This window comes from Spirosoma fluviale, from assembly GCF_900230225.1.
In the GTDB taxonomy this organism is placed as follows: Bacteria; Bacteroidota; Bacteroidia; order Cytophagales; family Spirosomataceae; genus Spirosoma; species Spirosoma fluviale.
The window spans coordinates 474,166-500,240 of sequence record NZ_OCNH01000001.1 but is presented as its reverse complement, the minus strand read 5'-3'; the positions used below and the strand labels follow the sequence as shown (position 1 = coordinate 500,240).

The window sequence follows — 26,075 nt, the reverse complement described above, 5'->3', positions numbered from 1 at the left end:
CTAATCCTGCACTTTGCCGTCAATAAGGAACAAATCCCAGCTTTGGTTGATTACGTACTAAGTAATTATTGAACAACTCGGCTTGCTCTTAGCATGAGCTACCTAATCCAACGGCAAGTGATGCCGTTCAAGGGCTTTTTATCAGAATAACCGCATCTATTTCATTCATTTATTTACATGACCGTTGACGTACTGGCCATTGCGGCCCACCCCGATGACATTGAAATGAGTTGTGCCGGCACCATTCTTTCGCTTATTGAACAAGGAAAAACTGTAGCGGGCATCGACCTGACACGGGGCGAATTAGGCACCCGCGGAACCCCCGAAATCCGATTGCAGGAAGCCAACGAGGGAGCGCGTTTCATGAAGTTGTCGGCTCGCGAAAATATGGGTTTCCGAGACGCCTTTTTCCGAAATGACGAAGAACACCAGCTCGCCCTTATTCCGCTTATCCGTCATTTCCGACCCGAGATTGTTATAACTAATACCCCCGACGACCGCCACCCCGACCACGGTCGTGCTTCGGAACTCGTGATCGATGCCTGTTTTTATGCTGGCTTACGGCAAATCAAAACCATTGGCAAAGATGGGCAACCTCAGGAAGCCCACCGGCCTAAATTCATTTACAGCTTCATACAGGACCGCTCGTTGAAGCCAGACTTTATTGTCGATATAACACCGTATTGGCAGGGCAAGATAGCCGCTATCAAAGCTTACAAAAGTCAGTTCTTCAACCCTACCAGCACCGAGCCAGAAAGCTATATCTCGGGAGAGCCCTTCATGAAATTTCTGGAGTCCCGTTCACGGGAGCACGGCCATATGATTGGTGTGGAGTTCGGCGAAGGATTTATTAGCCGAAGAATGCTGGGTGTAACCGATTTATTTTCCCTGATTTAAACTCGTTGGGCAGGCATACGGGCTACTTTTTTGTAGCCTTTTTTTACTCATAGCCATTAGAAGCTGCCTGGCGGCTCGAATCGCTAACCCAAACAGTTGCTTAAGGGCAGACAATTTTATAAAACGTGTAACTAAGGGTAAAAGCAGTGTAGGTATAACTGTCTTTAAGTGCAGGATTTCCTTGTGCCACTTTGGTCAGGGCATTGCCGAAAGTAGCATCGCCCAGTCCATCCAGGTAGTCATTTCGCATAAAACGAGTACCGAATTCTACGCCTACGCTCCAGGGCCGCTTAATTTCATATTTTATGCCAACGCCAACGGGGTACGTAACGACTCCCCCAACCTTTATGACCGCATTCGTAAACCGACTAAGGCCAATTCCACCGAACACATACGGTGTCCAGTTCTTGGCTTTGGGCAGTGGTTTATAGTTCAGAAAATTATATTCAAAATCAATTTCTACGGCGCTGAGATTGGTCCGGAATGAGTAATTACGCGCCTGCAGAAACGGGTCTCGACTGGCATTGTCTTCTCCGCGTAAGCCACCCAGCGAACCGGTGCCCCGGATAGAAAATGAACGGGTAGCATTGTAGCGAAAGAACAAGCTTGCTGCGGGCCTGTAAAATCGAGGATTCAGGGCAGGAGACACGTCCCCTTTATAGAGCATACCACCCAGACCGCCCCCAATCTCAATCTTTTGGGCCTGTACACCCAGGCTGATAAAAAGCCCGGCTATGAGAAGCCGGGCTGTCTTAAGTCGGTATTGATTCATAAATAGGTCTAAGCAATCGACGGGCCATGTACGGTTCTTAACAGGAATAAGTGGAGAAACCAACTTGCACACAGAAAGCGACGTACCCGGCAATTGAACGACAACCCGTTACTTGGTTGGCGGACATTTAATTTTACCCGGTATGATGTAATGAATTGAAAAATTAGTCAACAGATACCCATCATTTAGCTTGCCGTCATCGCTGCGCGTAGGCCTGTTTAAGGCATCTGCAATAGCTACTCTCATTTCCTCCGGACCTGCGTCATACATATTCTGTAACACCTCGTACCGGTTCGTTGGATTTTTATAACGGGCAGGATTTTGTTCACCCCGACGATCTGACATGATCGTTGCAACCCCCTGCTGGGTAGCACGGTCAGCATAGCTCCCGGAGCCTACATCGTCAATATAGTCGGTGAAGGCATACCGGAATCCAATTTCGGCACCTATGTTAAAGTTATCGTTCAGTTTATAACGGACGCCAATCCCCACCGGAATCGCCAGAGTAACGAGCGAATAAGGCTTATCCCGACCGGGTTGGCCCTGTCCTTCGGTGTGCAACGGCTGAAGTTTCACCCATTTCCGGGCTTCATATTCGCCATTATCGGGTGCGGCAGGGGTACGGGCCTCCGGGCTATGCGCTACCAGGGCCAGGCCACCGAAGATATATGGGGTGATCCGGGCGCGGGAATTCGAGTTTCGGCCATCTTCAATGAAATTGTAGATACCGGTAACTGCAAACTCCTTCAGGTCATTGCGAAAATGCAGATTCCGGGCATACTGCACCAGATTCTTCTCAATATTATTCTTATTAAACGTGTAATCGTCCCCAGTAATGCGCGCCCAGGTAAACATAGCCCTGGCTGCAAAATGCGGTGTGAATTGACGTGTGTACCCAAGGCCAACATTCCATCGTGGCAACGTAGTTAACGTTCTAAACGGTTGCCGATACCCGGCCAGATCACCAAAATAAGTAGATGTTCCTACGCCAAACGTAACCGACGAATAAGGAGCAAATCGAGGATTTGGCCGTCTCTGTGCCAGGCTTTCTGTAACTGAGCCTGCCAGCAAACAGAACACCGCAGTGCCTGTAACTAGCTGTTTATAGTTATTCATACTCATTAAATGCGTGAATCAACCCAGTCGACCCAAAAGCCAACCAATTCCGAAACGGTAGGGCCATCACTTTTATTGGAGTTGGATCGTAAAAATTATGATAAAGGAAAAGCTACTAACGTTCAAAAGTATACTGCTACGAGAAATCAATGAAGGTGCTTATCAATTACGGATGTCCCACCCCCAGTTAAGTTTACTCCGGAGTGTATTCAGAAAATTATCATCGCTGAGTTTGACCAGCCGCGCTTTAAAGGTTTCTTTCTGAACGCTAATCCGCACCGATGTGTCGACAGTGAACGAGCGGGAATCCAGTGCTGCCAGAAAATTACCACTCCGGCTTTCTACTTCAAAAGCCAGTTGGCAACTGTCCATCACAATCATTGGCCGAACGTTGAGATTGTGTGGACTTATGGGGGTTATGATAAAACTTTCCGTTTGCGGCAGCAGAACCGGGCCGCCACAACTGAGTGAGTAGCCCGTTGACCCTGAAGGCGTTGAAATAATCAGCCCATCCGCCCAGTAGGAGTTCAAAAATTCACCGTCGAGGTACGAATGCACCGTAATCATCGATGATGTTTGCGTTCGCGTAATGGTAAAATCATTCAGTCCAAAGGGTAGATTGCCAAAAATATCCTGACTGGATCGTACACTCACCAGGCTCCGTTCATCAATGGTGTACTGATTGTTGAAAATAGCATCGATCATGAGCCGGACAGATGCCGGCGCGACGGTAGCTAAAAAGCCTAACCGGCCAATATTGATGCCAATAATGGGAATCTGGTGAGCGCCTACGTGGGTAACAGCATCGAGCAGGGTACCATCTCCTCCCAAACTAAAGATAAAGTCAGCATCACTGACCCCTTCTTCGACCGTATACGTTGCCTGGCTGTAATGAGCCACGCCCATAGTATCCAGATACTCGCGGTACCCCAGTGAAATCAGCACATCGGCCTGCCGCCTAGACAGTTCTTCGAACATCGATTGAATGTAAGGCCGCGCTGATTCGGGAAAGTTGCGCCCGTGAATGGCGATTTTCATAGAAAAGTAGGGAGAAAGTGATAAGCCTATAAGTGGTAAGTTATAAGTAGTTGACACAAAAACAATTTATGTACCAACCACCTATAACTTACCACTCACGAACATACCACTCTTTATGTATTAAGGTAACGAAGCAACAGGTCGAGTCGCTCCTGATCGATACTTTCGACGGGGGCGTTGGCAAAAGCGGCTTCAATCTGATAACCAAACCGTTCCAGAGTAGATATGACGGGGGTAATATCCCGCCGATTGAGCTTGAGTGTCAACCGCGAACGATCGGGCATCCCATAGGCCGCGCTGGAAAAATAACTACTGATTATTTTCACATTATTCGACTCGATAAGGCGACTGATTTCGGCCATGGAGTAATCCCGTTCATTCATGTTCAGGATCACAATAGCGCCCGCTTCCTGTACGCCCAAATCCTGTGCAAATTTTTTCAGTAATTCGCTCGTTTGAATGGTGCCTGTAAACTCCCGCCCCTCGCCCAGCACGGCTATTACCTCCATCTGATGCTGGACAGCTAGTCCCAGTACTTCAAAAAGATGCTGATTTTCCAGCACATACATTTGCTCAAACAGGCACATTACATTACTCAATGGCCGGTCGTCATCGGCAACATCCATCAGCAATTCCTCGCTTACGATGCCCCGGTAATCGCCCTGATCTGTCAGTACGAGTTGCCCGACACGGTGCTCTTCCATCCACACTAAAGCCTGCCCGACCAGGTCGGTTGGCTTCAGAGCCGGAAGCATGGGATCTATTAGTTCGGCAGCCAGCATAAATAATCGATGTCGTTTAACAACTGAAACTGTTCGCTGAAAACTACAGAAATTCCTGCATAGTTTTCAAGATTTAGTATAGTGAATAAAACGTACTGCCTCACTACATGTAGTAAACCTACGCTATTAACTCAATAACTGGATGTTTGGCCAGCCAGTTATCCAATAATTCGTTGAAGCGGTCCGGGCACTCCATCATGGGTGCATGGCAGCACTTGTCAATGAAGTATAATTCAGAACCCCCAATCAGCCGATTAAATTCATGCCCTACCTCGGCGGGTGTTATGGTGTCGTTTAACCCCCAGACGAGCAGCGTAGGTACCTGAATCTTGTACAGATCCTTCGCTACATTGTTGCGTTGTGCCGACTTGGCAATGGCCACAATGCTCATGCATTTAGGAATGCTGCTGGTTATCTCAAATACTTCGTCGATCAGCTCCTTCGACGCTACTTTTGGGTCATAGAATGTGTAAGCAACCCGCTCAGCAATGTAATCATAGCTGCCGCGTTTTGGAAATGAGCCGCCCATACCATTCTCAAACAGACCTGAGCTGCCTGTCAGTACCAGTCGCCGAATCTGTTCCGGGTTTTTAAATGTATACAAAATGGCCAGGTGACCACCCAATGAGTTTCCCAACAGGGTCATATCATAGAGAGACTTCTGGACGACAAACTTCTCGATATAAGCCACTAATCCCTCCAGACTAGCTTGCCGAATGGGCATTTCATAGATGGGCAGCAACGGAATGATAACCCGATAACGGTCTGAAAACGTGTTTATGACGCTATCCCAATTACTGAGAGCACCGAACAGGCCATGTAGCAGAAGTAATACTTCGCCCTGGCCTTCGTCTACATAACGGAATCCTGCTTCTTCCCGAATCTGATAGTTCATGCGTACTGCGCGGTTAAAGGTGTAGTCAAGTCGTTTCTTTTATGTATTAACCGGAGAGCATCAATCCAGTTTTGGATTAACGTCAATCCATATTGTGTCAATGCGGCTTCAGGATGAAACTGAACCCCCCAAAGTGGTAAGGTTCGATGCCGCATGGCCATTAACTCATTCTCTTCCGTTACGGCCGTAGATACCAGTTCGACAGGAAGGTCTGTCAGAACAAGCGAGTGATAACGTGTTACGTCAAATGTAGCGGGTACACCTTGCCACAAACAGTCCTTTTCAATCACTCGAACGGTAGATACTTTGCCATGCATCGGCTTACCGGCCCGGCTTAGCGTTGCGCCAAAAAACTCACCCAGCGCCTGATGCCCCAAACACACGCCCAGCATAGGTACTCGACGATGATAATAGTCAATAATGTCCATTAACCGGTTTGCTGCTTTCGGAACACCCGGCCCCGGCGACAGTACCACCGCATCGACTGAATCGCGGGTAAGACAACTCATGGATTCATCATTCCGGATAACCCGACAATCCGCCCCTGCCTGTCGGAGATAATCGACCAGCATGTACGTAAATGAATCGAAGTTATCTACCACCAACACCTCCATACCGTAATAACGCAATTCAGTTGAGCAAAATTAATATTTCTAAGAAAAACCAACAACTTTTATTTTCGCATCATTGATTATCAACACTTTAAACTAACAATAGCTTTAAATTATTCAATTTTTATTAAAATAATACTACCTAAATAGAACTCAATTCGTTGATTGGCAGGTGGAGCGACTAAATTTGATTTTTATTTATACACCAAAGCTTTCGTGGTATGTCCCCAGATTCATCCAGTTCCGGTAATGGAGCCACCGGTAAGCCTGTTCTGATTGTTGGTGCCGGTATGGCCGGTCTCACCTGTGCCGTTTATCTTAAGCAAGCAGGCATTGAGGCAATTGTGCTCGAAGCCGCCGATGGCGTTGGCGGTCGGGTTCGTACCGATACCGTAGACGGCTTTCGGCTCGACCGGGGTTTCCAGATTCTATTGACGGCCTATCCGGAAACAAAACGGCTGCTCAACTACAACGCATTGGATTTGCAGTACTTTCGGTCCGGTGCCTTAATTCATCACCAGACGCCCACTCCCGAATGGATGACCCTGCTGAATCCCTTTCAGGAACCACTGTCTATTTTCAAAACGCTGGCATCGCCGGTTGGTACTTTTGCCGACAAGCTCCGCATCATGGAGCTTCTCCGCCGAACGCAGGAACTGCCCATCGACGAGCTTTTCCGGCAGACACCCGTCACAACGCTGGATTTCCTGCTCAGCATGGGATTCTCCGGGCAAATGATCGAGCGATTTTTCCGGCCGTTTTTCGGAGGTGTTTTCCTGGAAGATGTGCTCACTACCTCCAGCAATTTCTTCGAGTTTTGCTTTCGGATGTTTTTTATTGGTGGGGCGGCTATTCCTGCCAACGGCATAGAAGCGATACCAAATCAACTGGCTAGTCGGCTGGCTCCCGGTCAGATTCGGTTGCAGACGCCCGTCAAGCGAATTGAGGGCAATACGGTTCACCTCAACTCGGGCGAAACCCTCACCGGCCAGGCGGTTGTGCTGGCCGTCGATGCGGCTCAGGCGGCACAGTTAACGGGGCGTCCGTTGCCGACAGAGCAGGCATTCAATCATACAACCTGCACGTATTTCGCTGTTGGGCCACAGCAGTTCACGAAACGCCCCCCAGAAGAAAAATTGTTATTACTAAATACGCACCGAAGTTCGGCAGTGCATAACGTGGCCATTCTGACCGATGTGGCTTCAACCTACGCGCCAGCCGGACAAACTCTGATTTCAGTGAGCACCCAGGGGCTGGTTTTACTGGATGAAGCCGCCTTGACGGCCAAAATCCGTACCGAACTCGTGAATTGGTTCGGCGAAGGGGTTCACCAATGGCGGCACCTGAAAACCTATCACCTACCCCACGCCTTACCCGCCTACACGCCTGAACAAGCAGGCAACGACGCTCATCGGCAACCACTGAAACTATCCGATAGTCTGTACCAGTGTGGCGATCAAACAGCTTACCCATCCCTCAATGCCGCCATGCAAACGGGTCGGCAAGTGGCGGAGATGTTTGTTAGTTAGTTATTGGTGAATAGTTATTCGTTATTAGTGGAGTGGCAGGAAAGCACACTGCCTTCTCCCACTCCACCAATAACTCAATAACCAATAACTATTTACCAAATGACTGATCCAGGAACAGGTAGCGCGCCCGATTTTTCTCCGTTTCCAGACGGGTATTTACGTCAATGTGCATGTATTGCACACTGTTGCCCATATTGGCGGCAGGCCATTTGGGTAAGCCCGATCCATTTGGATTCCCGGTTTTGATGAAGTTAGCGAAGAAGTTCTGCATCACCTCCGACACTTTGTAATCATCGGGGGTCCAGGCAAACACCTTGTTGGAAGCCAGGTTACCCATCGCATATTCGATTTCGGCCGAGTGAACTGCTCCACTGGCGGGTGCCACTTTCACGGCGCTCGCATCTGTCGATTTCACCACACCACCGGCAAGACCGGGAGCCGCATTGCCCATGGCAGGCGTCATGGCCGGACGGGGCCGCGAATAGTAATACCGGTAAACGGGTTTGCCACCGCCGGTTTTGGCTTGCATGTCGGCCCATTTCCAGGTGCTATAGGCCAGAAAGCGGTCGCTGGCCAGTGCCGTCGCCGATTCCAGGATTTCAGCCTCCGTAGAGCCCGGATATAATTTCACCACCTCGTCGGCCTGCTCCTTGTAGAGCTTCTTCAAGGCATTTGCGTAGTTTTCGGGCGTTGGTTTTTCCTGCCCCATTACCGCCCGGTAATTCATTTCTTCTGAATTCCAGCCCACCAGCAGGGGAACGTGCGCCTGTTCGCCAGCTGCAAAAATCTCCAGTGGCAGCTTCGGAAAGAAGTAGCCGTCGATGGTCGATGTAAACCAGGGAACACCGGGCTTGGCAGTTGCTTCGAGTAATTTCTCGGCTGGCATTGCCCGCAGTTCAGCCAGGGTGTTGGCACCAGCGGCCTCCGTTGCAAATTTGGCACCTACCTCTTCGCCTTTGGCCAGCGACGTTGGCGGAAGCCCGCCCAGCAATGAACCGCTTTCACCGATCGCACCGGCAAACAATCCTTTCGATAACGGCGAAACCATGAGCGCACTAACCGAAATCGACCCGGCCGATTCGCCGGCAATGGTTACCCGATTAGGATCACCACCAAAAGCCGCAATGTTCTCCTTTACCCACTTAAGCGCTGCGGCCTGGTCCAGATACCCGTAATTACCCGACGAATGATTCGGTGATTCTTTGGTCAGGTCGGGATGCGCAAAGAAGCCGAATACCCCGAGTCGGTAGTTGACCGTTAAGGCAACGATGCCTTTACGTGCCATGCTTTCGCCATCGTAGCGGGATTCAGAACCGTCACCAGCCACAAAGCCACCTCCGTAGAAATACACCAGGACGGGTAATTTCTCATTGGCCGATTTAGCAGGCGTCCACACGTTCAGATAGAGACAATCCTCGCTCATACCGTTGGAGCGAAACCCCATATCGCCAAAAATTGGCCGTTGCATGGCGCGGGGGCCAAACTTATCTGCTTTGTGCACACCCTGCCAGTTCTTGACAGGTTGTGGTTCCTTCCAGCGTAAATCACCCACGGGCGGTTGCGCAAAAGGAACACCTTTGAAGGAACGGATGCCACTCGGCTCAACGACTCCCTCGACGATGCCGTTGGCCGTTTTGGCTTGTGGAGCCTTCGCCGACTGGGCAGTAGCCAGATGAGCCAGCGAAACAGTGGATAAAATCAAAAAAAACAGGCTTTTCATGGTTTATGGTTTAATCTATTTAAAGGGACTAATGCCTGTATCACCCAATTTCAATAATCAAAAATCAGATGGTGCAGTTATTGTCTCATTCTGCGACAATAATAAAAAACTAAACTCAGACCACCCAATTTTTTGTTACTTGCGGTTTCAATTTAATCCTTATGTCTCATCAGTTGTCTCCAGAGGAGATAAGCTTTGCCGGAGTTGACTTCCTGCCAGGCCTCGCGCTGGATTTTGTTGTGTTTGGATTTCATCAGAGCCAACTGAAAATTCTGTTGCTGGAGTACCGGAATACGGGCCTGTTCGCTCTACCCGGTGGGTTTATCCGGCAGGACGAAAACCTGAATGATGCGGCCCGGCGGGTACTGGCCGAGCGCACCAGCCTGACCGATATTTTTCTGGAACAGTTTTATACGTTTGGTGATCTCGCCCGGTATGATGCTGCTCCCATGCGGGCCATTATGGAAGCCAAGGGCATAACGCCAACCGAAGACCACTGGCTTCTGCGCCGATTTGTGTCCGTGGGTTACTATGCCCTGATCGACTTCACCAAGGCAATCCCCATTCCCGACTCGCTGTCTGATACCTGCGACTGGTATGAACTTACGGCGCTACCTCCGCTTATTCAGGACCATAGGCTTATTGTTCAGAAAGCGCTGGAAACGTTACGAGCCGATCTCGACCGGAAGCTAATCGGGTTCAACCAATGGGCGGCCCCGCTCCTATCCGACATGTTCACGATGGCCGACCTACAACGCCTGTACGAAACAATTCTGGGTCAGCCTCTGCGCCGTTCCAGTTTTCAGCGAAAGATGCTTAGTTTGGGAATTTTGGAACGGCTCGACAAAAAGTACAGCGGTGGAGCTCACAAGGCCCCTTATCTGTACCGATTCAGGGCCGACACTACTTCTGGATGATGTCGACTAGCCATGAATCGACTGCTTTACTTAATGCTTTGCTACTCTTTCCATGCGTGGACGTGTATTTTTCCGATATAGTTTGCTAGCGCTGATTGCGGTGCCCATCAGCTTTCTGTGGCTTTTCCCGCAGGCGATCTGGAGCATGCGCGTTAGTCATTCGGCAGATTTTCGGTTGCTTGAGAAAACCAGCCATATATACACCAGCCGCACGGCCACCGCCAAGCAGCAGATACAGCTCCGTGAACACACGCAAACGGCCTACCAGCGGATTCAGCGATTTTGGGGAGACCGACAGGGGAAAGCCACTCTAATTTACTGCCCCAGTCAGGACGAGTACGAGACCTACTGCGCCGGGGGCGAAGGTGCCGGGTGTAGTGTTGGCACACCCTGGGGCGCGTCGTACCTCGTACTAGGACCCGAAGGAAATAATGCCGATGTGATAGCCCATGAACTTTGCCACGATGAACTTTTTGCGCGGTTAGGCTGGTGGCGGGTTAAACGCGAAATTCCGCAATGGTTCAACGAAGGCCTTGCTCTGATGGTCGATTATCGATTCAGTAACCCATCAATATGGGAACAACCAGACAGTCTGGTGCAGGCCAACCCCTTTGCCGACGAGATTCCTACTGAGTCATTTTCGCAATACCCAATGCTGAAACTCAGTGACCTTGAATCGACCCACGATTTTTTTGGCGGCAGTTATATACACACCATGCTGGCCTATGAAACCGCAGCCGCCGAAGTAGCCCGCTGGCTGGCAGTAGTAGGACGCGCGGGGGTACCAACGCTTACCAATGCCGTTAAAAACGGGAGCGGGTTTCGGCAGACCTACCAGCAAATGGAACGTACCAAACGAGAGCGAGTTTTGAAACCCGGTAAGCAGATGCGCAACTAAACAGGCACTTATCGCACACTGGCTACACGTCCGCCTTTTGTTACGCCGATTATTTCCGGAGGCAAGTGAGCCATGATCTCCTGTTTTAGGGCATTGATAAGCTGACGTTTCAGGAAGCTGCGGTGCGTCACAATACTAACTTCACGTACCGGAGCGGGCGCATCGAAAGGCCGAAGTCGTGCCTGACGGGTAGCATCCATATCGAGCGTGGCGAGGAAGGGAAGCAGCGTAAACCCGTCCTGTCTATCAATTAACTTAATGAGCGTTTCGAGGGAGCCGGTTTCATAACGCAGCGTCGTTTTTCCGTTCGAGTGGCGGTCGGCACCACAGAGGTTCATGACCTGTGTACGAAAACAGTGGCCTTCGGTTAGCAGCCACAGCCCATCGGAAAGCAGATCGGACGACGACACCGCCGTTTTATCGAGTAGGGGATTTGAATCTGCAGCATAAGCTACAAAAGGCTCCTGAAACAGCGGAATTTCCGTGATACCATTTTCCTCCAGTGGTGTTACTACCAGTCCAACATCGATCAGGCCATTCCGAAGCTTTTCAACTACATGCTCCGTTACCAACTCCTGAATATGTACCGAAACGGCCGGATACTTTCCAACAAATTCGCCAATGAAGTAAGGCAGCAAATAGGGAGCCAGCGTTGGAATAATACCAATCCGAAAATCTCCTCTGAAATCTTCTTTCGACTCACTCACAATTTCGGGAATACGCCTGGCTGCGCGCAGGACATCCCGTGCCTGGGCCAGCACCGTCTGTCCGGTTTCGGTGGGAACAACGGGCTGTTTCGAGCGGTCGAATACCAGGATACCCAATTCATCTTCCAGTTTTTGAATCTGCATACTCAGCGTTGGCTGCGTCACATGACAGGCTTCGGCAGCCGTTGCAAAATGCCGGTAAGTATCTACGGCGACAATATAATCCAGTTGAGTAAGGGTCATGAATGACTTGCCAACTTATAAAACATAAATAAAATTGATACAAATCTAAATCACATCGAACAAAATGAACCTATCCGTGTCGTATTTTTGCCGTTCACAAATGCGACTCAACCGTCTTGACAGCAGTTTTTAATCTGAAGTGACTGCAACTTACTCGTTATCATCCTTGTTTTTCCAACCATGGACGTTTCTGTTTTACAACAACCCGTTTCCGCCCCAAAAATATACGGTAAAACGGGCGTTTTAATCGTTAATCTGGGGACACCCGACAGTCCCAACGTACCCGATGTGCGTAAATACCTGCGCGAGTTTCTGCTGGACGGCCGGGTGATCGACATACCCCTCGTTCCCCGCTCTTTGCTCGTCAATGGCATTATTGCGCCGTTTCGGGCACCAAAATCGGCCAAAGTTTATAAGGAACTATGGACCGAAACGGGTTCACCGCTGAAATATTACGGGCATATTGTTGAACGGGAATTGCAACAGGCACTTGGCAACCGGTATGTGGTCAAATTAGCCATGCGTTATCAAAGTCCAAGTATCGATGCCGGTTTGAGTGAGTTTCAGCAACTGGGGCTCACGGACATCATCGTTATTCCGTTCTTTCCGCAATACGCTTCTGCCTCAACGGGCTCGGTGTACCAGAAAGTGATGGATATTGTCAGGAACTGGCAGGTTATCCCCGCCATCCGTTTCATCAATCGGTTCCTGGAGCACCCCAAATTCATTGAGGGATTTGCGCAGCTGGGTCGGAAATACATGGCTACGTACGATTACGATCATTTCCTGTTCAGCTACCACGGATTACCCGAGAGGCAAATCCGGAAGGGCGACGTAACTAAAACGGTTTGTAAACTTGGCGATTGCTGCGATTCTCTTCAGGCCATGAACCAGCATTGCTACCGGGCGCAGTGCTTTGAAACAACGCGTTTACTGGTCAAGGCGCTCAACATCCCCGAAGGTAAATACACCACCTGCTTTCAATCCCGACTGGGCAGCGACCCCTGGATCAAGCCTTATACCGACGATGTCATTAAAGCCTTACCGGGCAAAGGGGTGCACAGCGTTCTGGCGTTTTCGCCCGCTTTTGTTGCCGACTGCCTGGAAACAACGATTGAAGTAGGGGTTGAATACAAAGAACTATTCGAAGAAGCCGGTGGCAAACACTGGCAGCTGGTCGAGAGCCTGAACGATAGTCCGATCTGGATTGAAACACTGGTTGATCTGGTAAAAACGGCTTAAGACACGAAGCAGGTTTTGGTAAAAATCCCTTTCTGTGCTGTACCTGCTTACCAATATATTACACTTCATAACAAAAGCCCGCTTCTTGGTTAGAGAGAGCGGGCTTTACATTACGGCAGATACAGCACTAGAGTTGATAAGATGCCATTAATCGCAATAAATCCATATAATTTCGTATCTGTACTTTAGAGCAACACAACAGATTTGTGCCTCATCAATACCAAGCTGCATATGCATTTTATACCCTTAAACTATAGACTATAAATAATGTTCATTTTTTCTTAGCGGCTCGCTACTAATTTTGCTTTAGGTGTAAACCGTTCTACTTTATGCTGTACCGGTTTGAGTGACCGGAGATACTCGTAAACGGCACCCAGATCCTGCTCGCTCATATCGGCCACTACGGTCCAGGGCATAACGGAGTTAAATTCCCCTTCGTGTACTGTTGGCAGCGGTTTGCTCTTATCGGCGTAGGCTTTGAACCGTGCAATGAATACTTCTTTCGTCCAGTTACCGATCCCCGACTGATCTGCAGTGATATTCATGGAGCGCACCGTACCCGTTGGTAATGGAAATTCGCGTCCACCGGCAAAATCCATTCCCGGCAACGGTGCGCCCTGTGCATTGACCGGTGTGTGGCAATCCGCACAAGCGGCAAACGTGGTAATGTATCTGCCATAGGCTATATGGTCTGCGGTATCGGGTCGGGTTCCGGGCTCACGCTGAGCAGGCATAGTATTGATAATGAAATTCATCGGAAAGTCAGACTCAGATGCCGGAACAGCGTTTTTGATCGGCTTCAGCGTTCGTAAATAGGCAATGATATCGTTGATATCCGAGGGGGCCATCTGAGCGTAACTCATATACGGCATTACCGGGAACAGGGCGTGTCCATCTCGGCTCACGCCGGTTGTGATGGCGCGATAGACTTCCCCGTCCGTCCATTCGCCAAGATGGTCAGGTGTCAGATTACTGGCATAGTAGTTACCCGGAAAGCCCATTTCACGCAGGAAGGGCTCCCCTCCCTTCCCTTCTGTACCCGCTATATTCGGCCCGGTTAGTTTAGAGAAGTCACGGGAGGAGTGGCAGTGCATACAGGAAGCCACATGATTGGCCAGATAACGGCCGTGCTCAACCTGGGCCGACGTTGCGTTGATGGTCATTTGGGGCGCTGGATCAACAGTGGGCAGTCCAAATTTAACGTAGGCCAGCGCGCTACCGGCAACAAGTACAAAAGCTCCCAATACCCCGAGAACAATCTTTACAATTCGCTTTTTCATTTACTGATTGTGGATTTTCAACAATTTTATAGAAATTTTTGAAAAATACGTCACAATTCTTGCAAACGGTAGGCAGACCCGAAAAACATAAAAATTAGCCTGTTATTCTCTCTAAGGTGAGAGATAACAGGCTAATTTCATTAAACAAAACTTTGTTATGCACGTACCAGATTAACCGGATAAATCGTGCTTACAGCAACGTGATAAGACCTTTTATGACCGATGCTAACCGGACCGCATCGAAAATACGAGGTTCGCTGGAACCATGTTTCAGCACGCTTTCTTCATGCGACTTCACACAGAGTTCGCAACCGTTGACCGCCGACACGACCAGGCTCATCAGTTCAAAAAACTCTTTACCAAGTACCGGATTCATCATGATGCTCATGCGAATGCCCGGTTGTGTTTGCTGATAATACTCCTTGCTGGTGAAGTGCCGGAACCGGTAAAAAATGTTGTTCGTACTGAGCAGGGAGGTACAGGCAATCGTTTCGGCCAGTTCGGCGTCGGTTGCCCCTTCCTGGCGGGCAGCCTCCGTCAGTGAGTCCATCAGTGGCTGATATTTCTCGTTAACGGCCACGGATAGCGCCAGCAAAAGCGTTTCTTTCTTCGTCAACGTTTGGCTACTGTTCAGTACGTTACCCACGTTGATTTTCAGATCGCGCAGGTACCGGTGGTCGGCTTGCGCCAGTGCGTCTAATGCAGGATGGGTATCTTCGGCGTTGAGTCCTACCAGATTCAGCAGCGATACAACGGTTTCATTTTGCGTAGTTGTCATAGTTAATGTTGAATAAGTGAATGAGCGAAAGAGTGAAAGAATGGCTTTGATGCCCACACGTTCACTCTTTCGCTCTTTCGCTCTTTGATTAGGCCGTTAGTGTTTCTTCACCTTTCACCCAGTTGCATGGGCAAAGCTCGTCGGTTTGCAGGGCGTCCAATACGCGGATCACTTCGTTCACGTTCCGGCCAACGGACAGATCGTTAACGGCTACCCAACGGATGATACCCTGGGGATCAACGATATAGGTTACCCGGTAAGCAACTTTTTCGTTGGCTTCCAGGATACCCAGCTCTTCGGCCAGCGACTTGGAGGTATCGGCAAGCATTGGGAATTTAAGACCACGCAGATCGTCGTGGTTTTTGCGCCAGGCCAGGTGAACGAACTCACTGTCGGTCGAGGCTCCGATAACCATCGTGTCACGATCCTGGAAATCTTCGAACTTCTTGTTGAATTCGGCAATTTCAGTTGGGCAAACGAAGGTAAAATCTTTAGGCCACCAGAACATCACCAGCCACTGACCAGCATTCTTGTGATCTTCAGACGAAATTTCGTAAAACTCTTTGTCCTTGTCGAGAGAAACAACAGCCAGTTTTTTGAATTCCGGAAAAGTTGAACCAACGGACACAATATGATTTTTCATGGAATTTATTGAGGTTGTATAATTATATGATCTTTCTTGAATGCAAAGTAAAGCCTCAATAAATTAGTAACTCATGACTTTTATCAATCTGACTATAGATAAAAACTATCAAAAATCAATAGTTATGGTGATTTTCAACAAACTACGCTAAAAGTAGATAGAGACTAGCCTATTAACTTCTTCAAAGAATAATCTTATACATTGAAATGATGCTAATTATAATTTTCCCGGTAAACGCAAAAGAGCCCAACCAGCAAAACAGCAGATCGGGCTCTTACACTTAAGCTTCTATTTACTAGGCCGCCAGTCGAAGACCTGACTCTTCGCCAGCCTGCGGCTCTACCAGCATGGGCGCAATAACAGAATTCATGCGCTCACGCACAAAGCTTTCCTGTAGATACGAAGGCAACTTGGCTACCAACTGCCGATAGGCCGTCATGCCAAGCGCTTTGGCAATGTACGCTTCATGCACCGAATTGACATGCGATACAATGTTCACTAAACTCTGGTGAAACAGCTTCACATCAATCTCCGAATCGACAAACCGCTCGATCTCTCGGTTGGTCGATGAAATCCGTAACCGACTCAGCATGTCGAAGTAGGTGGTGTACCCTATTTGCTTCGCCAACTGCTTGTACTGTTCTACGCTGAACTTCTGCAGAATCTCTCCCGTCTTCGGACTACGCAGGGCCGTTTTCGGATTGTTTTGAATGGCATTACGTAAGGCCTTCACGCGCTGATCCCGGGTGGTTTTCAGGAACTGGGCCAACTCCGCCTGTGCCGAAGCCGCCCTTGACGGTAACAGCAGATCGGTTTTAGCGGCCACACTGAATCGCTTCGCCATCGGTAACCGCTGAATACGGTAACTATTGATCGGGCCAAGGGCATAATAGCCGATAGAGGCCGGGTAATAGCCCCGCACAACAGCATTGCCGATGCGCTTACGGATTAGTTCTTCATTGCTCACGTTGATGCCCTGCACGGCCAGAAAAGCCCTGGCACTGAACAAGGCACTATAATACGCCTGTGGGAATGTCCAGTGCAGCGAGCTTTGCAGGTACTGCTCGTCGTTGACAACAGGCGTAATGCGCAGTGCGTACTCGGCGCTCCAGCTATTCAATAATAATTTCTCCAAAGCCTTGCGGCTCTCATCGGTCACGCGGCCGTAAAACTGTTGAAATACGGGAAATTTAGCGAGATCGAAGAGGTCGTTCTGGTGATGGACGTGGTAATCCATCGCAAAAAAATGGTTCAGAAACACCTGCGCCGGAATGGACTTCCGCCAACTGTCGTCGAGCGGCAAATTGCCCGTCGAAGTCGGTGCAAGGGGTGCCTGAGCGTCCGTAGAATGCATCGTCACGTTGGTTCTCTGTGTCATAATTAATAAACGAAAAAGTGGGTTTCTCCGTTCATTTTCAGGCATCTTTTTCTACCTACTAACTATACTGAAAATCAACTAATTATATACTATTTTCGACCCACTAAAAGCACTCTTCCAAACCCTACTATTGATGCTCTCTCTATTCGTTGGTTTTGCGTATTTAAACGTACTTTTGGGCTACGTTTCAACGTTAGCAGTAAAGTATGAAGTGGATAAAATATAGTATACTAGCCGGGGGGCTGTACCTGGTAACCCTAAGTTCGTTAACCGTTTTTGCTCAGCCCCAGCACCAGGTAGCCCCAACGGAGGGAACAGCCTTTGTAGAAGGAAGTATTAAGGACGCCCAGACTAAAAAACCAATTGCCGGCGCAACTATTATGGCAAAAAATCAGGACGGTATCGTTCGGGCTCAACAAACAACAAATGCCAATGGCGAGTATGAACTCAAACTCGACTCCAGGCAATCATACATCTTTACAACAAAGGCACAGGGATACATTACCCTTGATGAACAACTGTCATTCACATCAGCCAAAGCGGACCGCATGATGAGAATGCCAACGCTACTGTTTCGTGTTACTCCTCAATCCCCCAGTACAGCCACTACGGTTGCATCGGCCGCAAAACCGGCACCAGTTTCGCCCTCACCCGTCGTCACCAAACCCGTGAGTCAGCCCCCGGTGGTAAACACGGCCGCAGCTAGTACCGAACGGGTAACCCCGCCGAAGACCCTCGACGCCAAAGTCGTTTATACCCCACCGCTCGTTGTAGCACCCGTCGGCAAAACGACGCAATTACAGGCCTTGCAGTTTATACAGAGTAAAACGGAGCTTTTGCCCGACGCTCAACCGGCGCTGGAACAGATACTGCAATTCATGCAGAGCAAGCCTACCGCCGAAATCGAGCTGTCCGGCCATACGGATAACCAGGGGGATTTCGACCAAAATCTGCTTTTGTCCAAACAACGGGTGGAGGTGATTAAAGCCTATCTGGTGAAAAGTGGAATAGCTGCCAACCGCATTACAACGCGGGGCTACGGCCCTACCCGCCCTATTGCCAGCAACAACTCCGAAACCACCCGACAGCAGAACCGGCGCGTTGAAATGATTGTGCTGAAGCAGTAATACAGCCGGAAGGCCAGGTTTTCTTTAGTCAGGAAGGGTCATGATAAAACGCGGCTTTGAGTCGGGACACCGACTGGCCGCGTTACTTTTTTCGTCCCAGCCAAAGCCCCCCAATAACCAATGCGGTGCCAATGATGGTGTAGACTGTAATGGGCTCACCCATGAGCAGATATGAATTGACGAAGCCAAAAATAGGGCACAGAAACAGCCAGAGCGACGCTCGAATGGCGTCTTGCCGGACGAGGTAAAACCACAACTGCAAAGCCGCCACCGAGACGGGCAGAATAAGCCAGAATACCGAGGTCCAGAAACGCAGATCGAACGTAGAAGCGCGGAAGGGTGCCGGGTCGATATAGGCCATCAGCAGGGTGAACGGGATAAGCAAAAAGCCCCCCAGCAACACCTGCCAGCCATTGATGACCAGACTGGGAAGCCTCCATTCGATACTGGCGTAATAGACCGTTGCCGCCGACACCGCTACCATGCCACCCAATAAAATAAGCAGCCCTTCTACGGTAGCGTAACTATCCTGCAACAGCGGGTAGGTAGCAATGCCTACGCCCAGAAGTCCCAGCAGTAAGCCCCCCGTTTCGTTCCAGCGCGGCATCCGGCGCAACCAGATCGCCGATAGCAACGCGATGAATAACGGGTTGGTTGCGGTAGACAGACTGCCGATTCCGGCGGAGACCTGTTTTAACGCCAGCACAAAAGCTCCCAGATAGATGGTGGTGTTGAGCAGCGCAAAAATCGTTAGCTGCCGCCATTCTTTTCCTTTCGGCCAGGCGTTTCCCGTGCGCTGAATGCCATAAACGAACAGGAGCATGCCACTCCCGGCAATGAAAAACCGTACGTTAGCCAGAATAAGTGGATGAACCGACTGCACACCAAATTTGGTAGCAACCGAAGCCGATGCCCAAAGGGCAGCAAAAAGAAGGCCGGGAATGAGTTGACGCACAATTATAATTTTCGGATACGCACTTTTTTCAACGTGACAACGGTAAACGAATCAATCAGCTTATCACCGTACTCACGTACTGTCTTGAGGATAATATTGCCTTTTTCTTCAGTAGTGGTTCGCGGCAATCTATAGAACAAAATACCCGAATGAATATGCCCTTTCTGAAAATGTAATTTCCCGAAATCACTATCACCCGTCAACAAAACAGTGGCTGATGAAACTGCTGTTTCCAGCACTGTTTCATCAGCCACACCACTTTGTGTCTCCTGAATTGACGTAACGGTATATCCTTCTGAACGTAGTAGACGAACAACCCTCGCTTCTACATTTTCATCAGCCAGTAGATTGATCATGCTACTAATTTGCGGCTGCGCCTACTATGGACAGTATGTGCAGCGAAACGCAAACAGGCATAAATCTGCTCATGCGTTAAATGAGGGTAATCATTGAGGATTTCCTCTACAGTTTCACCATATCCCAATTTCTCAACGATCAATTCAACCGTAATGCGGGTACCTTTAATGATAGGTTTTCCGACCATAATAGCCGGATCAGCAGTAATATAATCCTGCCATTTTACATCAATCATGGGTCTATCCGTTTTCTACAAATATACACTAAAACCCAATTTTACCCTTTCGCCCGTTGGGTTTCTGCTCGTTGGCCTGACGTGGCCCGGCCCAGTCGCGCATCTCGGCCAGCTCTTTTTCAAAACCACCCGATCAGTCAAAGAAATCATTAGGTAATGACTGAACAGCCCAGATCGCTCGCATCAACATCGTAAAATGGCTATCTCTTGACAATAACTTCCTGAGTAAGAGTTCTTTCTCAAACTCCGTCTGTATATCACCTTGCGTTTTTGCAGTATGCCACTCAGCTACAGCGAGAACAACTTCATGATGCTTATTATTGATAGCTGGCTTCAGGTCTTTGTGGGCATGATTCAGCAAGGCAGCGGTGTTAACCGCTTTCTGATTCGTAGAATCTCTGGCCTTGAATAGTGAGTTACCTCCGTATTCAACGATGTAGGTTATTTCCTGCTCAACATCATCGCCTGCGTTACATGGATCAAGATAACCACCTATTGGCGTTCGCTTGGGCCTTTGTTTGTTTGCTTTCTGATCTATTGCATACAGATTCTGCCAGTCAAACACCAGATCAGGACGTTCAGTCTGTGTAATGAAATGATCAACTTCCATTTCATTGGGACTATCGAACACTTTTTCGGTTAAGTAACATTTACCTTTAAAGACCTGGTGTAACGCTTCAATTACGTCTGGACTTCGATATGACTTCTGACTGGCTAATGAAGGCGGAGCGGGTTGATCCCGAACGACATTAATCATTGGTGGGCGGTGTGTTGGGCTTCCTGTTGGGCAATTAGTAGCTCTAATTCTACTTTTAACGTTGGCGACAGGTAATCGCTATTTTCATTATAAATCTTTTGCAGAGCCGTCTTCATCTCGCCAGGCTTATCACCAAGCGTGTTCAAGACGCTATTGACCTGATTAATAATTGTGTCTGCTGTTTTAGAATACTCATTATTCAGTCCAAAATGCGAGATCATCAAATCCGAATAACTGCGCCCCGCCGTCTCCTCACTAATGCGGCTCTCTTTGGTCGTTAAATCAAAAATTGTAGCGTTTTTAATACTGGCAATCACAGCCGGTGAGTGTGTAGCCGCAATGAATTGAATATTTGGAAACAAGCTTATTAATAAGGGCAACACCTGCTCCTGTAATTGTAAATGAAGATGCGTTTCCGGCTCGTCAATTAATACAATGCCACATGGATTGTAGCTATAATCATTGACTTGCTTACGTATTAAGTCTACCCGCATGAACAAGTCCATGAGGATACTTAATAGGGCTGAAAAACCCTCAGAAAGCGTGTCAAAAGTAAGTCTACGTCCATCTGAGAGTTTGAGATAGAATTCGTAATTGCTTCTCACAAACTCTATTTGCATTAGCTTATCGTCAAACATCTCACGAAAAGCCTCTTCCAATTTCTTGAAAAATCTTTCAATTTGCTCAATTTGTGCAATCTGGTGCTCAATTTGACTAAATGCTTGTTCGACTTTTTGATTGACTAGATATTGTTTGAATTTACGGATGAAAAAATCAGTTGAGTCCCATGAATTCAACCTTTCAGTAAACTCAGTCTCTTTTGAGGGAGATTCAACCTTGGCAACCTCACTAGTACGTTTTGCCGAGAAATAAGAATATAATTTTTGATTGTACAAATCAAAAATCTCTCGAGGGCTCATTAATCTGGCTTCCTGCCCGTGGTTGGCAATGTTGTGTTGTTTAATAAATGAAATAACAACCTGTCGTATTGGGGTGGCTGGAAATCTTGTCTGCTTTACATTAATACTTTCACCTGTAGGTTCTACGGTCAGAAGTGAAGCAGAAAATTCTAATTTGTTCCCTTTATTTACCTCGGGAAAAAACTGCCGATGTATCGCCCGCAAAATCGTACTCTTCCCCGAACCATTCTTGCCCGTCAAAATCAAATGGCTAAACGGTTTGTAGTCGTGTAGCTCAATGTTGAAATCCTTGTACGCGTAACAGTCGTTCACGTACAAGGATTTGATATATGGAAATTCTTCGGGCGTTATCATAAGCAGCGGCCTTTCACAAACTGGCTTTCACAAAGTTACACGGGCTTGGCTAAAACCCAATTTTACCCTTTCGCCCGTTGGGTTTCTGTTCGTTGGCCCAGTCGCGCATCTCGGCCAGCTCTTTTTCAAAACCACCCGACAGGATCGGGAAGCGGCACCACGAGCGGGGATCGAGGTTGTGGTCGTCCAAATGAAACGAGGGCGCATAGCGTTCGCGCTTCCACTGGTTGCGGCTCCAGAGCTTGAAGAACCGCTCGACCCAGAGCAAGAGCTTTTCGCGATCATGCGTACCCGCATACCGGACTTCCATCATTTTCAGTACCTCAACCGGCGGCTGCTTATCGCGGATGGCCGATTCTTCGATGGAGTTCAGCACATCGTAGGGCATGAGGTCGTCTTCGTCGGTCTGCTTTTTGTCCTGCGGCCGGAGCTCGGCGGTGGGTTGCAGATTGTTCACGGCGTTTAGTCCTTTTACCTTGATGAGTTCATCAGGGTCAGTTGGTTCCATAGCCAGACTAGTGCGGTCGGTGGGTTCGGGGGCGTTTTTGACGTTCAGCCCCACGGTTTCGAGCCAGCGCAACCAGCTACGCAGAAAATGCTTGTCGATGCCGGTTATGGGCGAAATACTACCGGCCGTGTCGCCGTCCATGGTGGCATAGCCAACGGCCGCTTCGGAGCGGTTCGAGGTGGTGAGCAGCAGGGCGTTATTAATGTTAGCCAGCATCCAGATACTCGGAGCCCGCACCCGCGCCTGAATATTTTGCAGGGCTAAATCATCCGTATCCCACGAAAGTTTACGACCCAGTTGTTCTTCGATCAGGCCGGTGTAGGTTTCAACCAGTCCGTTGATATTGATATTCAGAAATTTCGCACCAATATCATCGGCCAGTTCTTTCGCCGAGTTGAAGGTATCGTCGGAGGAGTTTTCGGTACCCTGGTACATTACCGTCAGTAGTTTACCAATTACCTCTTCGGGCGTTTTACAGTCCTGGATAGCCTTGATGTAGCTGAGTTTTTTCTTGACGCCGGCCATGCCGATGTTCTCCACCGCCATCCGGATCATCAGGAAAACAAGAGCCGCAATAGCCGACGAGTCCGCCCCGCCACTCAGCGACAGCACGTACCCCTGCGAGCGGCTCTTCCGCAGGTAATCGAACAGGCCGAGGGCAACGGCCCGCGCAAATTCTTCTTCTTTCAGGTAACCACCCCGCTCCCAGCCTTCCAGTTGTGCTTTCTGAATAACGGGCGCAATATCGGGCCAGTCGAACCGATCAGTCACGCGTAAATTTGGATACGCCAGGGCAATATTTGCCCGGTTTTGGGTCTGGTTCAGGCGGGTGGCTTCCACGTCGATGACGGCCGGGACGATCACGTAATCTTCGTAACTCAACCGTGGCCCCGACACCAGCAGTTCGCCGTTGGAAGCTACCATAGCGTCGCCGTCGTAGATGATCCGGCCCGCTTCGTTACCAAGCATGTTGGAATAGACGTAACTCACCCCAAACGACCGCGACGCATCGACCACGAACCGCTCCCGCACCTGCGATTTCAGGAAGGCAAAGTGGCTGGCCGTGGGATTCAGGATAATGTCGATACCCCGCTCGTAGAGAATGCGTCCGGGACGGCTCGCCACCCAGGCATCTTCGCAAATTTCGAACCCGATCCGAACGCCCGACAGGTCATAGACCACATCACCAAAGGGGTACATGAACTCCCCGATTTTGATTTCGTCGCGGACGTACGGAGGCCAGGGCTGAAACCAGCGTGTTTCGTAATGGACGCCGTTATTGGCCATGTACTGTTTGGCCGTAAAACCCAGAATTCGCTTATTGGCAATCAGACAGGCGGTGTCGAACGTGCGATTATTATGGCGCAGGGGCAGGCCAACGGCCACGGCAATGTCGTTCGTATGCTCAACAATTTCCAGTAATGAGGCAATGGACTGATCGATGGTGTTCTGGGCAAAAAAAGCGTCTTCGCAGCCATAACCCGAGATACAGAATTCGGGCAGGCACAGCAGGCTGACATTCTGCCGCTGGGCTTCTTCGATGGCATTGATGATGTTTTGCTTGTTGTGTTCCCAGGCAAGCGGGATTTGGTTCAGGACACCAGCGGCTACTTTAAGGAGTTTCATGTTTATTCGTGAAAGAGCGAAAGACGAACGAGTGACTCACTCAGTCGATAACGCTGTGGTATGTATTCTGCTGCAAGGATAACAAAGATGGAGCTAAAATAGATTTAGTTCGATACAAACTAGCCTGACGAACCGGGAGGTTGTCCTACGCCTGTAGAGGTAATAAGTTTTGCTATCTTTGTGTATGGGTAATTATCAGGAGTATATCAGTTTGAATCCCGGCATCCGTTTCGGTAAGCCCTGTATCAAAGGCACTCGTATTGCCGTGCAGGATATTCTAAATTGGCTCGCTTCGGGCATGACAAATGACGAGATTCTGGACGATTTTCCTGAACTCACGCTCGAACACATCCGGGCAGCGCTAGCCTTTGCCGCTGACAGTGAGCGTCGTACCCGTTTGATTCCTGCCTGATGAAAATCCTTCTTGACGCTAATTTGTCGTATCGTTTAGTCAGGAAATTAACGGCTATCATCCCCGATTGTTTACACGTCACCCGAACAGGTCTGCCGATTCCTGCCGAAGACATTGCCATCTGGCAGTGGGCACGTGTTAACAACCGAATCATTGTAACGAACGATGATGATTATTACAATCTAGCCAACACGTATGGCTTTCCGCCTAAGGTTGTTCTATTGAGGATGGGTAATCAATCATCGGCTGGTGTCTTTGACACGTTAGAAAAGCACCTTGATGATCTCCAAAAACTGAACGATTCAGACGAGTATGGTATGTTGGAGCTGTTTTAGTAGCTATTTTCTTACCATAGTTTTATCAATACGGCACTGACCAAAGCACCCAATAGACCTCCTGTTATCCAAAGAGTTACTTCTATTTTCTGTTGATGCTTAGTATTTAAATTAAACTGTTGATCAAAGTAGGATTGAAGTTCTTGTTTGGCTAAGTCAGCCTGTTGATAAATAACATTCCGAATTTGATCATTTCCATACTCGACCTGCTGTTTTACTTCTGCCTTATTTTCGTCTAATTTGATACGCAATCTTAGTTCAAATTCCGTTTGGTTCTCCCGAACTTCATTAACAATATTCTTTATTTCTTCTTTGTTATCGTTTAGCGTGATAAGCAAAAGCCGTTCCAAATCAGCATAAAACTGGCGATTATTATCTTGAATTTGCTGTACTATGGTACTCAATGCCTCCAACTTATTGTTCAGTATCCTCAACCCTAATGATAACTCTTCTTTTATATTCAGGATATTTTTTTCAATAACCGAATTTATAGAATTCAGGGAATCGTTATTTTTTTGTCCTAAATCGTCTAACCTAGCTTGTAAATTTCCTAAAAGAATACTTTCCATCGACCTAGTGTCGGCACTATATTGTTTACGACCATCAGCTAATTCATTTTTAATGCCGCCAATATTTATAGCAATAGAATCTTGAATTTTTTGAAGAACGTTATCTACTTTTTGATTAAAATCGTTTAAAGCACGAACCTCTTCATCTATTAAATGAGCAATTTTATCTGTTATGAGAGCAAAACCATCCCGCAGGTCTTGGTCAATTTTAGAAAAATTTCGGTTAGCAATCTCTTCTACCCTAATACCTGCTTCTACAAGATTTTCTGCTGCTACATCCTTTATTTTTCGAATTGAATGAACTTCAACTTGAATATCGCTAAAAAGTTGATTGTATCCTATCTGCATTTGCTGTGCTAATGTCGATGATGAGATAGCCGCATCTTTGGCTTGACCAATCAAGTCAGATGCTGTTTTTAATTCACTTAGCTTATTCTGAAAATCAACTAGAACTTCATTTAATTCTTTTCTCAT

General features: G+C 48.5%; 27 protein-coding genes. 8 read left to right on the top strand and 19 right to left on the bottom strand.

Translation table 11 applies throughout. From position 1 onward, the window contains the following. Positions 1 to 177 precede the first annotated feature (177 nt). Positions 178 to 897, top strand: a complete 720-nt coding sequence (gene bshB1 / locus CRO74_RS02080) for a bacillithiol biosynthesis deacetylase BshB1 (RefSeq protein ID WP_097124341.1) — start codon at positions 178 to 180, stop codon at positions 895 to 897. 100 nt (positions 898 to 997) lie between these two features. On the opposite strand, the gene porG is transcribed toward bshB1, so the two are convergent. From porG to CRO74_RS02050, 6 genes are all read right to left on the bottom strand, one after another. After that, positions 998 to 1,669, bottom strand: coding sequence for a type IX secretion system protein PorG (gene porG / locus CRO74_RS02075; RefSeq protein WP_179830101.1), 672 nt, complete (start codon positions 1,667 to 1,669; stop codon positions 998 to 1,000). Between the two features lie 108 nt (positions 1,670 to 1,777). Then, positions 1,778 to 2,785: a DUF6089 family protein gene (locus CRO74_RS02070; protein ID WP_097125978.1), complete on the bottom strand. Its 1,008-nt coding sequence runs from the start codon at positions 2,783 to 2,785 to the stop codon at positions 1,778 to 1,780. Between the two features lie 162 nt (positions 2,786 to 2,947). Next, on the bottom strand, positions 2,948 to 3,823 hold the full coding sequence (locus CRO74_RS02065) for an NAD kinase (RefSeq protein WP_097124340.1): 876 nt from the start codon (positions 3,821 to 3,823) through the stop codon (positions 2,948 to 2,950). Positions 3,824 to 3,936: 113 nt separating this feature from the next. Beyond that, positions 3,937 to 4,605, bottom strand: coding sequence for a CBS domain-containing protein (locus CRO74_RS02060; RefSeq protein WP_097124339.1), 669 nt, complete (start codon positions 4,603 to 4,605; stop codon positions 3,937 to 3,939). Between the two features lie 118 nt (positions 4,606 to 4,723). Next, complete coding sequence (locus CRO74_RS02055) at positions 4,724 to 5,500, bottom strand: alpha/beta fold hydrolase (protein ID WP_097124338.1); 777 nt, start codon at positions 5,498 to 5,500, stop codon at positions 4,724 to 4,726. Next, a complete protein-coding gene (locus tag CRO74_RS02050) occupies positions 5,497 to 6,114 on the bottom strand; it encodes an anthranilate synthase component II (RefSeq protein WP_097124337.1) in 618 nt (205 codons plus the stop codon). Before CRO74_RS02050 ends, CRO74_RS02055 begins: the two co-directional genes overlap by 4 nt. A 218-nt stretch (positions 6,115 to 6,332) precedes the next feature. Between CRO74_RS02050 and CRO74_RS02045 the strand changes: the two genes are divergently transcribed. Beyond that, positions 6,333 to 7,640 carry a protoporphyrinogen/coproporphyrinogen oxidase gene (locus CRO74_RS02045; protein ID WP_097124336.1) on the top strand — a complete coding sequence of 436 codons (1,308 nt, stop codon included), beginning with the start codon at positions 6,333 to 6,335 and terminating at the stop codon, positions 7,638 to 7,640. Between the two features lie 88 nt (positions 7,641 to 7,728). Here the strand turns inward: CRO74_RS02045 and CRO74_RS02040 are convergent, their stop codons facing one another. Then, positions 7,729 to 9,360: a carboxylesterase/lipase family protein gene (locus CRO74_RS02040; protein ID WP_097124335.1), complete on the bottom strand. Its 1,632-nt coding sequence runs from the start codon at positions 9,358 to 9,360 to the stop codon at positions 7,729 to 7,731. Between the two features lie 161 nt (positions 9,361 to 9,521). On the opposite strand from CRO74_RS02040, the gene CRO74_RS02035 reads away from it, so the two are divergent. Both CRO74_RS02035 and CRO74_RS02030 read left to right on the top strand, forming a co-directional pair. After that, positions 9,522 to 10,277, top strand: coding sequence for an NUDIX hydrolase (locus tag CRO74_RS02035; protein ID WP_097124334.1), 756 nt, complete (start codon positions 9,522 to 9,524; stop codon positions 10,275 to 10,277). Positions 10,278 to 10,329: 52 nt separating this feature from the next. Continuing rightward, positions 10,330 to 11,175: a hypothetical protein gene (locus CRO74_RS02030; protein WP_097124333.1), complete on the top strand. Its 846-nt coding sequence runs from the start codon at positions 10,330 to 10,332 to the stop codon at positions 11,173 to 11,175. 8 nt (positions 11,176 to 11,183) lie between these two features. Here CRO74_RS02030 and CRO74_RS02025 read toward each other — a convergent pair whose 3' ends face one another. Further along, positions 11,184 to 12,125: a hydrogen peroxide-inducible genes activator gene (locus tag CRO74_RS02025; RefSeq protein WP_097124332.1), complete on the bottom strand. Its 942-nt coding sequence runs from the start codon at positions 12,123 to 12,125 to the stop codon at positions 11,184 to 11,186. Positions 12,126 to 12,305: 180 nt separating this feature from the next. On the opposite strand from CRO74_RS02025, the gene hemH reads away from it, so the two are divergent. Further along, entirely contained in the window at positions 12,306 to 13,367 is a 1,062-nt protein-coding gene (gene hemH / locus CRO74_RS02020) for a ferrochelatase (protein WP_097124331.1), read from the top strand. Between the two features lie 281 nt (positions 13,368 to 13,648). On the opposite strand, the gene CRO74_RS02015 is transcribed toward hemH, so the two are convergent. The 4 genes from CRO74_RS02015 to CRO74_RS02000 all read right to left on the bottom strand — a co-directional run bounded on the left by CRO74_RS02015 (position 13,649) and on the right by CRO74_RS02000 (position 17,446). After that, on the bottom strand, positions 13,649 to 14,647 hold the full coding sequence (locus CRO74_RS02015; protein ID WP_097124330.1) for a c-type cytochrome: 999 nt from the start codon (positions 14,645 to 14,647) through the stop codon (positions 13,649 to 13,651). Positions 14,648 to 14,837: 190 nt separating this feature from the next. Then, entirely contained in the window at positions 14,838 to 15,425 is a 588-nt protein-coding gene (locus tag CRO74_RS02010) for a carboxymuconolactone decarboxylase family protein (protein ID WP_097124329.1), read from the bottom strand. A gap of 88 nt (positions 15,426 to 15,513) precedes the next feature. Next, positions 15,514 to 16,068 carry a peroxiredoxin gene (locus CRO74_RS02005; protein ID WP_097124328.1) on the bottom strand — a complete coding sequence of 185 codons (555 nt, stop codon included), beginning with the start codon at positions 16,066 to 16,068 and terminating at the stop codon, positions 15,514 to 15,516. Between the two features lie 295 nt (positions 16,069 to 16,363). Further along, complete coding sequence (locus tag CRO74_RS02000; protein ID WP_179830100.1) at positions 16,364 to 17,446, bottom strand: hypothetical protein; 1,083 nt, start codon at positions 17,444 to 17,446, stop codon at positions 16,364 to 16,366. A gap of 206 nt (positions 17,447 to 17,652) precedes the next feature. On the opposite strand from CRO74_RS02000, the gene CRO74_RS01995 reads away from it, so the two are divergent. Continuing rightward, positions 17,653 to 18,573 carry an OmpA family protein gene (locus CRO74_RS01995; protein WP_097124326.1) on the top strand — a complete coding sequence of 307 codons (921 nt, stop codon included), beginning with the start codon at positions 17,653 to 17,655 and terminating at the stop codon, positions 18,571 to 18,573. 82 nt (positions 18,574 to 18,655) lie between these two features. Here CRO74_RS01995 and CRO74_RS01990 read toward each other — a convergent pair whose 3' ends face one another. The 6 genes from CRO74_RS01990 to nadE form a co-directional block, all read right to left on the bottom strand. Then, positions 18,656 to 19,528 carry a DMT family transporter gene (locus CRO74_RS01990; RefSeq protein ID WP_097124325.1) on the bottom strand — a complete coding sequence of 291 codons (873 nt, stop codon included), beginning with the start codon at positions 19,526 to 19,528 and terminating at the stop codon, positions 18,656 to 18,658. 2 nt (positions 19,529 to 19,530) lie between these two features. Continuing rightward, positions 19,531 to 19,884 carry a DUF5615 family PIN-like protein gene (locus CRO74_RS01985; protein WP_097124324.1) on the bottom strand — a complete coding sequence of 118 codons (354 nt, stop codon included), beginning with the start codon at positions 19,882 to 19,884 and terminating at the stop codon, positions 19,531 to 19,533. Continuing rightward, on the bottom strand, positions 19,881 to 20,120 hold the full coding sequence (locus CRO74_RS01980; protein WP_097124323.1) for a DUF433 domain-containing protein: 240 nt from the start codon (positions 20,118 to 20,120) through the stop codon (positions 19,881 to 19,883). The genes CRO74_RS01985 and CRO74_RS01980 overlap by 4 nt, the downstream gene beginning before the upstream one ends. A 133-nt stretch (positions 20,121 to 20,253) precedes the next feature. Further along, the gene (locus CRO74_RS01975; protein WP_097124322.1) at positions 20,254 to 20,877 is read right to left on the bottom strand and encodes a hypothetical protein; all 624 of its coding nucleotides are present in this window, start codon (positions 20,875 to 20,877) and stop codon (positions 20,254 to 20,256) included. Then, on the bottom strand, positions 20,874 to 22,151 hold the full coding sequence (locus CRO74_RS01970; protein ID WP_097124321.1) for an AAA family ATPase: 1,278 nt from the start codon (positions 22,149 to 22,151) through the stop codon (positions 20,874 to 20,876). Before CRO74_RS01970 ends, CRO74_RS01975 begins: the two co-directional genes overlap by 4 nt. Before the next feature lie 49 nt (positions 22,152 to 22,200). Continuing rightward, a complete protein-coding gene (gene nadE / locus CRO74_RS01965) occupies positions 22,201 to 24,285 on the bottom strand; it encodes an NAD(+) synthase (RefSeq protein WP_097124320.1) in 2,085 nt (694 codons plus the stop codon). 184 nt (positions 24,286 to 24,469) lie between these two features. Between nadE and CRO74_RS01960 the strand changes: the two genes are divergently transcribed. Beyond that, positions 24,470 to 24,697 carry a DUF433 domain-containing protein gene (locus CRO74_RS01960; protein ID WP_097124319.1) on the top strand — a complete coding sequence of 76 codons (228 nt, stop codon included), beginning with the start codon at positions 24,470 to 24,472 and terminating at the stop codon, positions 24,695 to 24,697. Then, on the top strand, positions 24,697 to 25,032 hold the full coding sequence (locus tag CRO74_RS01955) for a DUF5615 family PIN-like protein (RefSeq protein WP_097124318.1): 336 nt from the start codon (positions 24,697 to 24,699) through the stop codon (positions 25,030 to 25,032). Before CRO74_RS01960 ends, CRO74_RS01955 begins: the two co-directional genes overlap by 1 nt. 11 nt (positions 25,033 to 25,043) lie before the next feature. On the opposite strand, the gene CRO74_RS01950 is transcribed toward CRO74_RS01955, so the two are convergent. Continuing rightward, positions 25,044 to 26,075 carry a hypothetical protein gene (locus CRO74_RS01950; protein WP_097124317.1) on the bottom strand — a complete coding sequence of 344 codons (1,032 nt, stop codon included), beginning with the start codon at positions 26,073 to 26,075 and terminating at the stop codon, positions 25,044 to 25,046.

Coding starts and splice junctions, on each gene's coding strand:
- CRO74_RS02065 (WP_097124340.1), bottom strand. CDS start 3,823: ATGAAAATCGCCATTCACGGGCGCAACTTTCCCGAATCAGCGCGGCCT.
- CRO74_RS01955 (WP_097124318.1), top strand. CDS start 24,697: ATGAAAATCCTTCTTGACGCTAATTTGTCGTATCGTTTAGTCAGGAAA.
- CRO74_RS01975 (WP_097124322.1), bottom strand. CDS start 20,877: ATGATTAATGTCGTTCGGGATCAACCCGCTCCGCCTTCATTAGCCAGT.
- nadE (WP_097124320.1), bottom strand. CDS start 24,285: ATGAAACTCCTTAAAGTAGCCGCTGGTGTCCTGAACCAAATCCCGCTT.
- CRO74_RS02055 (WP_097124338.1), bottom strand. CDS start 5,500: ATGAACTATCAGATTCGGGAAGAAGCAGGATTCCGTTATGTAGACGAA.
- CRO74_RS02025 (WP_097124332.1), bottom strand. CDS start 12,125: ATGACCCTTACTCAACTGGATTATATTGTCGCCGTAGATACTTACCGG.
- hemH (WP_097124331.1), top strand. CDS start 12,306: ATGGACGTTTCTGTTTTACAACAACCCGTTTCCGCCCCAAAAATATAC.
- CRO74_RS01995 (WP_097124326.1), top strand. CDS start 17,653: ATGAAGTGGATAAAATATAGTATACTAGCCGGGGGGCTGTACCTGGTA.
- CRO74_RS01980 (WP_097124323.1), bottom strand. CDS start 20,120: ATGATTGATGTAAAATGGCAGGATTATATTACTGCTGATCCGGCTATT.
- CRO74_RS02050 (WP_097124337.1), bottom strand. CDS start 6,114: ATGGAGGTGTTGGTGGTAGATAACTTCGATTCATTTACGTACATGCTG.
- CRO74_RS02005 (WP_097124328.1), bottom strand. CDS start 16,068: ATGAAAAATCATATTGTGTCCGTTGGTTCAACTTTTCCGGAATTCAAA.
- CRO74_RS02045 (WP_097124336.1), top strand. CDS start 6,333: ATGTCCCCAGATTCATCCAGTTCCGGTAATGGAGCCACCGGTAAGCCT.
- CRO74_RS02010 (WP_097124329.1), bottom strand. CDS start 15,425: ATGACAACTACGCAAAATGAAACCGTTGTATCGCTGCTGAATCTGGTA.
- CRO74_RS02070 (WP_097125978.1), bottom strand. CDS start 2,785: ATGAATAACTATAAACAGCTAGTTACAGGCACTGCGGTGTTCTGTTTG.
- bshB1 (WP_097124341.1), top strand. CDS start 178: ATGACCGTTGACGTACTGGCCATTGCGGCCCACCCCGATGACATTGAA.
- CRO74_RS01960 (WP_097124319.1), top strand. CDS start 24,470: ATGGGTAATTATCAGGAGTATATCAGTTTGAATCCCGGCATCCGTTTC.
- CRO74_RS02000 (WP_179830100.1), bottom strand. CDS start 17,446: ATGACACAGAGAACCAACGTGACGATGCATTCTACGGACGCTCAGGCA.
- CRO74_RS01950 (WP_097124317.1), bottom strand. CDS start 26,075: ATGAGAAAAGAATTAAATGAAGTTCTAGTTGATTTTCAGAATAAGCTA.
- CRO74_RS02040 (WP_097124335.1), bottom strand. CDS start 9,360: ATGAAAAGCCTGTTTTTTTTGATTTTATCCACTGTTTCGCTGGCTCAT.
- porG (WP_179830101.1), bottom strand. CDS start 1,669: ATGAATCAATACCGACTTAAGACAGCCCGGCTTCTCATAGCCGGGCTT.
- CRO74_RS02015 (WP_097124330.1), bottom strand. CDS start 14,647: ATGAAAAAGCGAATTGTAAAGATTGTTCTCGGGGTATTGGGAGCTTTT.
- CRO74_RS01985 (WP_097124324.1), bottom strand. CDS start 19,884: ATGATCAATCTACTGGCTGATGAAAATGTAGAAGCGAGGGTTGTTCGT.
- CRO74_RS01970 (WP_097124321.1), bottom strand. CDS start 22,151: ATGATAACGCCCGAAGAATTTCCATATATCAAATCCTTGTACGTGAAC.
- CRO74_RS02030 (WP_097124333.1), top strand. CDS start 10,330: ATGCGTGGACGTGTATTTTTCCGATATAGTTTGCTAGCGCTGATTGCG.
- CRO74_RS02060 (WP_097124339.1), bottom strand. CDS start 4,605: ATGCTGGCTGCCGAACTAATAGATCCCATGCTTCCGGCTCTGAAGCCA.
- CRO74_RS02035 (WP_097124334.1), top strand. CDS start 9,522: ATGTCTCATCAGTTGTCTCCAGAGGAGATAAGCTTTGCCGGAGTTGAC.